General features: G+C 54.9%; 9 protein-coding genes. 4 read left to right on the top strand and 5 right to left on the bottom strand.

Translation table 11 applies throughout. The features are described 5' to 3' along the window. Positions 1 to 79: 79 nt before the first annotated feature. The gene (locus AXE65_RS09005; protein ID WP_068391112.1) at positions 80 to 583 is read right to left on the bottom strand and encodes an NUDIX hydrolase; all 504 of its coding nucleotides are present in this window, start codon (positions 581 to 583) and stop codon (positions 80 to 82) included. Between the two features lie 263 nt (positions 584 to 846). Here AXE65_RS09005 and AXE65_RS09000 point away from each other — a divergent pair, with 263 nt between their 5' ends. The 4 genes from AXE65_RS09000 to AXE65_RS08985 all read left to right on the top strand — a co-directional run bounded on the left by AXE65_RS09000 (position 847) and on the right by AXE65_RS08985 (position 3987). Next, positions 847 to 1473 carry an OB-fold-containig protein gene (locus AXE65_RS09000; RefSeq protein ID WP_079214120.1) on the top strand — a complete coding sequence of 209 codons (627 nt, stop codon included), beginning with the start codon at positions 847 to 849 and terminating at the stop codon, positions 1471 to 1473. A 132-nt stretch (positions 1474 to 1605) separates the two neighbouring features. Further along, positions 1606 to 2064, top strand: a complete 459-nt coding sequence (locus AXE65_RS08995; protein ID WP_068391110.1) for a hypothetical protein — start codon at positions 1606 to 1608, stop codon at positions 2062 to 2064. A 20-nt stretch (positions 2065 to 2084) separates the two neighbouring features. Further along, positions 2085 to 2606, top strand: a complete 522-nt coding sequence (locus AXE65_RS08990) for a L,D-transpeptidase family protein (protein ID WP_068391116.1) — start codon at positions 2085 to 2087, stop codon at positions 2604 to 2606. A gap of 118 nt (positions 2607 to 2724) precedes the next feature. Then, on the top strand, positions 2725 to 3987 hold the full coding sequence (locus tag AXE65_RS08985; protein ID WP_068391107.1) for a cation:proton antiporter: 1263 nt from the start codon (positions 2725 to 2727) through the stop codon (positions 3985 to 3987). Here the strand turns inward: AXE65_RS08985 and AXE65_RS08980 are convergent. The 4 genes from AXE65_RS08980 to AXE65_RS08965 all read right to left on the bottom strand — a co-directional run. Further along, the gene (locus tag AXE65_RS08980) at positions 3976 to 4929 is read right to left on the bottom strand and encodes a Nudix family hydrolase (protein WP_068391114.1); all 954 of its coding nucleotides are present in this window, start codon (positions 4927 to 4929) and stop codon (positions 3976 to 3978) included. The genes AXE65_RS08985 and AXE65_RS08980 overlap by 12 nt on opposite strands. Before the next feature lie 8 nt (positions 4930 to 4937). After that, entirely contained in the window at positions 4938 to 6155 is a 1218-nt protein-coding gene (gene argJ / locus AXE65_RS08975) for a bifunctional glutamate N-acetyltransferase/amino-acid acetyltransferase ArgJ (RefSeq protein WP_068391104.1), read from the bottom strand. Positions 6156 to 6169: 14 nt separating this feature from the next. After that, the gene (gene secA / locus AXE65_RS08970; protein ID WP_068391101.1) at positions 6170 to 8920 is read right to left on the bottom strand and encodes a preprotein translocase subunit SecA; all 2751 of its coding nucleotides are present in this window, start codon (positions 8918 to 8920) and stop codon (positions 6170 to 6172) included. A 79-nt stretch (positions 8921 to 8999) separates the two neighbouring features. Beyond that, a partial coding sequence (locus AXE65_RS08965; protein WP_068391099.1) for an autotransporter outer membrane beta-barrel domain-containing protein occupies positions 9000 to 10398 on the bottom strand: 1399 nt, incomplete at its 5' end.

Genomic DNA, 10398 nt, shown 5'->3' with positions numbered 1-10398 from the left:
CTGATTTTCGAACGTTTGAAGTACCTATTTTTACCAGTCATATCAGGAAGTTATCATGCCATAAAAACATGTTTGCTTCCTAAGACCCTCCCCAAATATGAAAACCCTGCCAGCGCCAGCTTGGCACGTAAAAAGGCGTGCCTTGATAGTGGATAAGGTGCGTGCTGCTGCGCGGCTCGTCGCAGAAAAACCTAAGTGGCACCTGGAACAGATCGGCAATTTCAGCCGGATTGGGCTTAAAGCAAGGTTGTTGTAGTAGCCCGACTATCGGCGTGACATAAATGCCGTGCAGCGAAATCAGCGTACTGAGCCTGCCGACTACCTCAATCTGCGCCGCCGCAAGGCCGATTTCTTCTTCCGCCTCGCGCAGTGCGGTGTGCACCAAATCGCGGTCTTCGGGTTCGCGCCTGCCACCGGGAAAAGCCACTTCGCCGGCGTGTGTCGGCAGATGGTCAGCGCGGCGCGTGAGCAACAATTGCTGCCGGGTATCAATGGGCACCAGCACCGCAGCTTCCGGCAAACCCAGCGTGTTGCCTGGGGATTGAGGTTGAAAGCAATCCAGTTTTTTGCGCCATTCGTACATTGGAGCGTCCTTCAATAACGGCAAATCGGCAAAATCGGTAAAAAGTAATGCTTCTTAAGTGTTGCTGCTACAAACGAGTGAGATAACAATGATACAGTCGCCCCGCGCAATAATTGCATACAAGGAGCAGAAATGACCGATTCATTAAGCACCCGCGCAGCCCTCCGTTTGGAAAATCAAGCGGCAGTGGCCTTGATGGCATGCTCCGCGTTCCCGCACTCAATCCATCGGCCTAATCAGTTATAAGCAGGGAGACTGCTATTTTGGATTGGCTTCTTGCGTCACAAACGCTGCCCTTTGCGCTCGCCTTTGGGTTAATGCTGCTGATTTTGCTGGTCGAAACAGTCGGCATGCTGCTCGCGGCAAGCCTCGGCCATTGGCTGGATAACCTGCTGCCCCAAGACTTGGGCGAAGGTGCGCGAGGTCGCGTATTGGGCTGGCTGCATCTGGGCAAGGTACCGTCATTGGTGCTGCTGGTACTGTTTCTGCTGGGCTTTAGCCTCGCCGGTTACGCGCTGCAATTGATAGTGGAATTAGTGCTTGACCACTATCTGCCCGCATTGCTCGCCGCATTATTGGTGTTACCGGTAGGATTATTCACCACCCGTGCTGTGGGCGGCCTGCTGGTACGGCTGGTTCCGCATGATGAAAGCAGCGCGGTTAGCGAGCAATCCTTATTGGGATTATCCGGCACCATCAGTCAAGGCATTGCCAAAAACGGATGGACGGCACAAGCACGGATACGTGATCAATACGGACGAGTACATTATTTATTGGTTGAGCCGGATAGGGCGGATGAACAATTCGATGAAGGCGCACAGATTTTAATTGTCAGCAAAATGGGTGCGATTTGGCGCTGCATCCGTAATCCGCATCTCGAATTACTTTAATCAAAGGAAAACGATGAATAGCAACGCCTTTACTGTCGTTATCGGTATTAGAACAGGTTGACTGGCAAGTACGGCAATTGCCGGTTATCCTCGCGCTAACCTTTTTAATCACGCAAGACGATAACTTTTAACATGATGCAGATTAGGACGAATCGTTTACTTGCCCTGTTATGGCTAATCATTAGCGCAGCCGGGCAAGCGGATGAAATCAAAGAAGATAAAAGCAATCCGCAAGCGGTTATCCGTGCGTTTTATCAGGCGATTGCCAGCAATCAGCCGGATAAAGCGGCGGCGCTGTTTTCATTTAGTCTTTTACAGCTCGCGGATGAAAGCGATATTGCGGCATTTAGGGAAGAGTTGAAAAATTCCTTTGCCGAAGAGTTTAATCTTCTCGCTCATGATTATCCGAAGATTGAACTGATCAGCATTGCGCAACTGAAAACCTTGCCCGATGAACTGCTGCAATATCAAGCGACCTGTCATGCCTATAAAATCGATGACAGTATCAGTCAAGCACATGGCGGTGTAGAATGGTCGCTTTGTAATGAGAAGGACGGTTGGAAAATCATGTTTCTGCTGTCTACGGAATAACGATTGCTGCTGTAACGATGATGCGTACTTATCCCGGTTTCCTGTCGGCTCTGCTGTTTGCGCTCACGACTTTTTGCGCAGTGGCACAAGCAGCACAAGCAGCACAGGCTATCGATAGGCCGGTCGATAAACTATTGCTCATCAAGTCTGAGCGCAGCCTACAGTTGTTACATAAAGGCGAGGTGCTTAAAACCTACCGTATTTCATTGGGTAAACAACCAAAGGGGGCGAAACAGCGCGAAGGCGACCAGCGCACGCCGGAAGGTATTTACTTTATTGATTGGCGGCAAAAAAGCGCAAACTTTAACCTGTCGCTGCATATCTCTTATCCCAATCAACGCGACCGAGAACGCGCAGAAAAAGCTGGTGTTAACCCTGGCGGGATGATTATGATTCACGGCACACCCTCTAGCGCTGAGTTTCCCGACTGGTTTTTTCGCGGCCTGGATTGGACAGAAGGTTGTATTGCGCTGAACAATGCGGATATGCGTGAAGTTTGGGATTATGTAGCCGATTACACGCTTATTGAGATTCGCCCATAAAGGCTTTTATTCCTTAGGGCAATTGCGCGATATAGTTTCTACCCTTCATGGCTTTATCTTTCTTCCTCTTGTTCGAGAAGGGCAGGGGAATGGTTTTTTAAGTTTTCTGGAGTTTTAAATGCTTAATATCGTTGCCGCCTTTATTGGGCTAACTACACTGCTGACTTACGTTAATTACCGTTTTATCCGCCTGCCGCCGACCATTGGAGTTATGGTTACCGCGCTGTTGTTTTCGGCGTTATTGCAGTTTATTTCACTGGCTGGTTTTCCGCTTTTGGAGACCGAGGCGCAGGAGATGATTCGCGGTATTGATTTTTCCGAAATCCTGATGACTTGGTTTTTGCCCGCATTATTATTTGCCGGTGCTTTGCATATCGATTTAAATGATTTACGCAGTTATAAATGGCCGATCGGTCTGCTCGCCACGCTCGGCGTATTGACCGCTACCTTTGTGATTGGCGGATTGGCTTTTTTGGTTTTTGATTTGTTTGGCTGGAATATCCCCTTTATTTATTGCTTATTATTTGGTGCGCTGATCTCACCCACTGACCCTATTGCCGTCATGGGTATTTTAAAATCCGCCGGTGCTCCCAAACCGCTGGCGATGACTATTGTTGGCGAATCCCTGTTTAATGATGGCACGGCGGTGGTGGTCTTTAGTATTTTGCTCGCCATTTTATTAAGCGGCAGTACGCCGGGGGCAGGCGAGATTAGTTGGCTATTTGTTAAAGAAGCCATTGGCGGCGTGTTGTTTGGTGCGGCCATTGGTTACGCGGTGCTGTTGATGATGCGCGGTATTGACCAATATCAAGTGGAAGTCATGCTGACCATTTGCTTGGTCTTTGGCGGTGCCGCGCTGGCCAAGGCGCTGCATGTTTCCGGACCTTTGGCCATGGTGGTGGCTGGATTGATTATCGGCAATCACGGCAGACATCGCGTCATGTCTGAGGAAACCCGCCGCTATATCGATAAGTTTTGGGAATTGATTGATGAAATTCTCAATATGCTGCTGTTTGCGTTGATTGGGCTGGAACTGTTGCTGCTGCCGTTTAACGGGTTGTATGCGGTGGCCGCCTTGCTGCTGGGCGCGGCCGTATTGCTGGCGCGATTGGCGACGGTCGCGCCGCCGATTATTTTAATGCGCCGTCTGGGGCATCCCGCGCCGCTCGGCACTATTCGCATTTTGGCTTGGGGCGGGCTGCGCGGCGGGGTTTCGGTTGCGCTGGCGCTGGCGCTGCCGAACGGGCCTGAACGCGATTTACTGCTGACCTTGACCTATATCGTGGTGCTGGTTTCCATTCTCGCCCAAGGACTTAGCATCGGAACGCTGGTGGGCTGGATTTACCGAAAATCGCCAAAAGAGCAAAACTCAACCGCCTGAAGGCCAGAACGCGCGAATACCCGCTACGCCCTGTGCGCCGATGGCGGCGGCTTGCTCGCCGTCATCGGGGGTGACCCCGCCTTGAATAAAGACGGGTTGATTAAAGCCTGCGATTAAGTCTCGCGCCGCTTCTAAGCCCAGCGGTGCGGCTTCGGGATGGGTTTGCGTCGGTGCAATCGGTGACAGGGTGACAAAGTCCGCGCCTATCTGTGCGGCCAGCTTAAGTTCTTCAGCGTTATGGCAGGAGGCGGCGAGCCAGCGACTTTCTGGAAACGGGCGGCCGCAGGCTGCGTATTTGCGCAGTTGTTCAGCGCTTAAATGCCATCCGGCAGCGGGAAAATCGCCCAGCCATTCGAGCGGCCCTTTAAGCATCAATTGCGCCTTGCCCGCACAGAGACCCAGCACATCGACCGCCAAATCGCGGTAGTCGGCGCTAAACAGATTGGGTGCGCGCAATTGCAGCAGGCGGCAATCGGCGGCGAGTGCTTGTTTAATGCCGCACAATAAGGCTTCGGGCTCCAGACGCTGCGGGGTAATCAGGTATTGTCGGGGTAGCCTTGCCGCGCGTACTGCCGGGGCATTGGCTGCGGGCATCGGGTAGTTCACAAGCTGTGCGGGCTTAATCCAGGCCAGTGCTTGACCTTCCATCCCCCGCGGCGTGCCGCTAAATGCGCTGACTTCAAACACATCGAGCAGGATCGCTGCATTGGGGTCGTTGTGCCGTATTTGGATCAGCGGCTGGCTTGTTTGCGTCTCAATGCCCAACTCTTCGCGCAGTTCACGGATAAGCGCCTGCTGCGCGGTTTCCCCAGTTTCCAGTTTGCCGCCGGGAAACTCCCACAAGCCCGCGTGCGATTTATCCTTAGGGCGCTGCGCGATTAAAATATGCCCGCTTTTATCACGGATAACGGCGGCAGCGACATGCAGCTGTTTCTGGCTCAACTGCTGACTCAACTGCGGTATTGCGCATTGATTTTGACGTAGTCGTAGGACAGGTCCGTTGTCCATACGGTTTCGCTACAGGTGCCGCGACCCAGGTCGATACGAAGAAGAATTTCTTCTTCGCGCATGGCGGCCGAGCCTTGTTCTTCGGTGTAGCCTTCAGCACGGCAGCCGCCTTGGGCGATACACAAATCGCCGATGTAGAGGGAAACGCGCCCGGTATCGAGCCGCGCAACCCCGGCGTAGCCGACTGCGCAGAGGATGCGTCCCCAGTTGGGGTCGCTGGCGAACAGGGCGGTTTTGACCAAGGGGGAATGGGCGACGGCAAAAGCAACATCAAGGCACTCCTGTTGGCAAGAGCCACCATTTACTTGCACCGTGACAAACTTGCTGGCACCTTCACCGTCACGCACTATGGCCCAGGCGAGTTCCAGCGCGACTTCTTCCACGGCTTGTTTCAGCGCGGCATAAAGTGCACCGCTGGCAGCGGTGATTTCTGGCAGCGGCGCTTGGCCGGTCGCAATCAGCATGCAACTGTCGTTGGTCGAGCAGTCGCCATCAATGCTGATGCGGTTAAAGGATTTGTCCATCACGCCTTTGAGCAAATCCTGTAATACACCTTGGGCGACTTTGGCATCGGTGGCGAGATAGGCGAGCATGGTTGCCATATTCGGCCTGATCATGCCGGCACCTTTGCTGATGCCGGTGACTGTGACCGTTACACCTTGGTGGACAAACTGGCGACTGGCGCCTTTGGGCTGCGTATCGGTGGTCATAATGCCGCTGGCCGCCGCTGGCCAGTTGTCCTCGGCCAAGTTTTTAAGCGCAGCGGGCAGCGCAGCCTCGATTTTATCAACAGGTAAAGGCTCGCCAATAACGCCGGTAGAAAACGGCAGCACGCTTCGTGGTGCGACCCCGGCAAGCTGCGCCAGTGTGGCGCAGACTTGCCCTGCATTGGCCAGTCCCGCCGCGCCGGTTGCCGCATTGGCGTTGCCGGAGTTGGTGAGCAGATAGCGCACCGCGCCCAAAAAGCGCTGCTGGCAAAGCTGCACGGGCGCTGCGCAAAAGGCGTTTTGGGTAAATACGCCAGCGACCGTGGAGCCTTCGGCGCAGCGCATCACGACCAAATCCTGCCGACCGGGCTTTTTAATTCCGGCGCAGGCGGTGCCCAGTGCGAAGCCTGCAACCGGATGTAACTTGGGTAGTGGAGCAAGACCAACGGCCATAACCTTTCCTTTAATTAATCGACTTTGCCATGACAGTGTTTATATTTTTTGCCTGAGCCGCATGGGCAGGGGGCGTTGCGGCCAATTTTGGGTTCGGCGCGGATGGGGGCGACTGGTGCGACGGCTTCTTGCACCTGCTGCACCTGATGTTCAGCTTCGGCCAGTGCGGTGGGCGCTTCGGCGTGTTGGAACTGCATGCGCTGCATCAGTGCCTCGGCCTCGCGGCGCAGGCGGGCTTCTTCTTCAGCCGGATCTTCGCGGCGTACTTTAACGTGCGAGAGAAAGCGGATGCAGTCGCGCTTGATGGATTCGAGCAGTTCTTGGAACAGGCTAAAGGATTCGCGCTTGTATTCCTGCTTGGGGTTTTTCTGCGCATAGCCGCGCAGGTGGATACCGTGACGCAAGTGGTCCATCGTTGCCAGATGGTCTTTCCATAGTTCATCCAGCACGCGCAGCAGGATTTGTTTTTCAAAGGCGCTGATGGCTTCCTCGCCAGCGAGTGTTTTTTTCTCTTGGTAAGCGGCCAGTAGCTGCTCGCGGATGCGCTGTAAAAGCGGCTCTTCGTAGAGTTTTTTGTCTTCATCGAGCCATTGGGCAATCGGCAATTGCAGGCCGAACTCGCTGGCAAGCGCCGCTTCCAGGCCGGGAATATCCCACTGTTCCGGCAACGACTGCGGCGGGATGTGCGCGTGGAAGGTTTGCTTTAAGACCTCTTCACGGAATTCGGCAATGGTTTCGCTGATGTCTTCGGCGGTCAGCAGGCTGTTGCGCATGTGATAAATCACTTTGCGCTGCTCGTTGGCGACATCGTCAAATTCGAGCAGTTGCTTGCGGATGTCGAAGTTGCGGTTTTCCACCTTGCGCTGGGCTTTTTCGATGGCGTTCGTCACCATTCGATGCTCAATCGCTTCACCGGCCTGCATGCCAAGGGCTTTCATAAAGCCTTTGACACGGTCGGAGGCGAAAATGCGCATCAGGTTGTCTTCCAGCGACAAATAAAAGCGCGAAGAACCCGGATCGCCTTGCCGTCCTGAACGACCACGTAATTGGTTGTCGATACGGCGCGACTCGTGCCGCTCTGAGGCAATCACGTGCAGCCCGCCGGCTTCAATAACTTGTTTGTGGCGCTGCCCCCAATCGGCTTTAATCGCTTCGATTTGCTCTAGCGTGGGATTATTAAGCGCGGCGACTTCGGCCTCCCAATTGCCGCCGAGCAAAATATCGGTGCCGCGTCCGGCCATATTGGTGGCGATAGTGACCGCGCCTGGACGTCCGGCTTCGGCGATGATTTGCGCTTCTTTTTCGTGGTATTTGGCGTTTAAGACCTGATGCTTAATGCCCATTTTTTGCAACAGGCCGGAGAGGTATTCGGAGGCTTCAATGGTCGCCGTGCCGACCAGCACCGGACGGCCTTTTTCTTTACAGGCTTTGATGTCTTCAATCACCGCTTGGTATTTTTCTTGCTGGGTGAGGTAGACCAAGTCGTTATGGTCAACCCGTGCAATCGGCATATGGGTGGGGATAACCATCACATCCAGCGCGTAAATCTGGTGGAACTCGAAGGCTTCGGTATCCGCCGTGCCGGTCATGCCGGACAGCTTGTGGTACAGGCGAAAGTAATTTTGGAAGGTGGTCGAGGCGAGCGTTTGGCTTTCTGCCTGAATGGCCACGCCTTCTTTGGCTTCGATCGCCTGATGCAAGCCTTCGGATAGTCTGCGCCCGGGCATGGTGCGGCCGGTGTGCTCGTCAATCAGCACAATTTGCCCGTCTTGGACGATGTACTCGATATTGCGATGGAACAACACATGAGCCCGCAGCGCCGAATAGGCATGGGTGAGCAGGCTTAGGTTATGGGCGCTGTACAAGCTTTCCCCTTCGCCCAGCAGGCCCGCATCGGTTAATAATTCTTCGACGAACTGATGACCGGCCTCGTTAAGTTCAACCTGGCGGGCTTTTTCGTCAATGGTGTAGTGACCGGCTTCGATAATCTCGGTATCTTTCCCTTTGATTTCTTCAATCTGGCGCTTTAATCGTGGAATCAGCTTATTGATTTCGCTGTACAGCTTGGAGCTATCTTCGGCTTGGCCTGAGATAATCAGCGGGGTACGCGCCTCGTCAATGAGGATGGAGTCCACCTCATCGACCACGGCAAAGTTAAGTTCACGCTGGAATTTATCGGCGAGGCTAAAGGCCATGTTGTCGCGCAGATAGTCAAAGCCGTATTCGTTGTTGGTGCCGTAAGTGATGTCGGCAGCGTAGGCCGCGCGTTTTTCTTCCGGTGGCTGAAAGGCGCTGACGATACCGACGGTCATCCCCAAAAATTCATAGAGCGGGCGCATCCAGTTGGCATCACGCCGTGCCAGATAGTCATTGACCGTGACCACGTGCACACCCTTGCCGGACAGCGCATTGAGATATACGGCCAAGGTCGCGACCAGCGTTTTGCCCTCGCCGGTGCGCATTTCGGCGATTTTTCCCTCGTGCAGCGCCATTGCACCGATAAGTTGCACGTCAAAGTGACGCATGCCCAAAACGCGTTTGCCCGCTTCACGCGCAACGGCAAAGGCTTCCGGCAGCAATGCATCGAGCATCTCGCCCTTGGCAAGCCGCGCCTTGAATTCATCGGTTTTGCCCCTTAGCGCTTCATCGGTGAGCGCGGCTGTTTTTTCTTCAAACGCATTAACCTGTTCCACGGTTTTGCGCATGCGCTTGATTTCACGATCATTTTTGCTGCCGAAGAGTTTTTGCAATAAAGGGGCAATCATCAATAGCTTCCAGCTTGAGGGCGTCAAAAGGGGCGCAATGTTACCTGATTTTGCCGCCAGGCGTCCCGCCGCTTGGAAGCTAAAGGCCGCCACCTAAGCGGACAAACAGCAGGCTTTCGTAGCCGCTGTTTTGAGCGCGGCTTAGTTTCACGCCAAGGCTTGCGGGCAGTCCGGCCAGTTGTGTACGCAGCCCCAGCGTGGCACTGATCCAGTTGCGCGCGGTCTCGATGCCGGGGACGGCGTAAGCCATGGTGTCCGGCATGGATTGCGGGCGCGCCCAGATTTGCTTGGGCGGCTTTTTAAATTCATGCTCATAAGACAACCGCAGCCAGGGGGTAAAGCCGTTATCCCATTGGAAACTGGCCTGCCAACCGATGCCGACAACTTGCGAATGCAAAGTTTGTTTGGCATAGGCGAGCGAAGTGGAAAGCTGCGGCTGATCTTCGGCAAAACCAGCGACCTTGATACGCTGCGCCACGGCGCTTAGTGCCGGGCCCTGGGTCAGCCTGCCGCTGGTGAAATCCCAGCCGACATCCAGTGCAGCGGTTAAGTTCTTGGCATCGGTTTGCCCCTGATGACGGCGAGTCGCGGTGGCGAGCGGGGTTTTGCGGGTGACATCCAGTTTCAATCGGCTATAGCTGATTTGCCAAAGCAGCCAGCCGCCACTGCCGTAGCGCAACCTAAGATAAGCGCCTATGGTCGCTTCGCGCTGCTTCCAGTCGCCGCGCGAGCCGTCAAAGCGGTTGTGCTCACGGGCGTAACCGGCAAAGCCGCCGATACTGAAATCGCCCTGCTGCCAGCCCAATCCAGCGAGCAGCGCCGCGCCCTTGCCGTGATAAGCCTCTGCTGGTAAGCCTCGCTGAAAATCGCCGTGAATATCGAGCCAAGGCTGCATCCCGTCTTTAGCCGTCGATTGCGGGGCGACTTGTGCGGCGACCCGGCTGGCACGATTGCGCCCACTGCTGGCGGCGGACTGCGGCAAAGCGGCGATTTGTCTTGGCGCTTCGAGCATGGATAGCGCTAAATCGGCAATGGCACGCTGCGCCATGCCACTCGGGTGCACGCCATCGGCAAACAGGTAGCGCTGTCCGGCATCGGGGGTTGCGTAGGTGGATGGGTTGCAGAAAATCGATTGCAAGATCAGTTGTGGTCTGCATCCGCTGCCGCTGATATTGCTAAAGCCGTAACGCTGCGGGTCACGGGCAGCCTCTTGCAACAGGCTAAAGGTATCGACTGGAATGACCCGTAGTCCCCGTGCGGCCAGCTCGGCGTACAGTGCTTGGTTATAGTCGCGGCTCAAACGGGTTCCCCAGTCGGCAAAAGTGGACCCCAAAAATCGATACAGTGGCGTCAGTCCAATATCCGGGATATTCGGCACCAGCACATAGCGTGCGCCGCCGTCCTGCAAGCCTTGGATGATGTTTGCCTGTTCAGTAACGGCGCGACGGCGGATGCTGGGCGCAAGCGGCACGAGTAAC

Origin of the sequence: Ventosimonas gracilis, from assembly GCF_001580025.1 — a bacterium.
GTDB classification, from domain to species: Bacteria; Pseudomonadota; Gammaproteobacteria; order Pseudomonadales; family Pseudomonadaceae; genus Ventosimonas; species Ventosimonas gracilis.
Note: the sequence above shows the minus strand (reverse complement) of the source record. Positions and strands in the feature narration are given on the sequence as shown.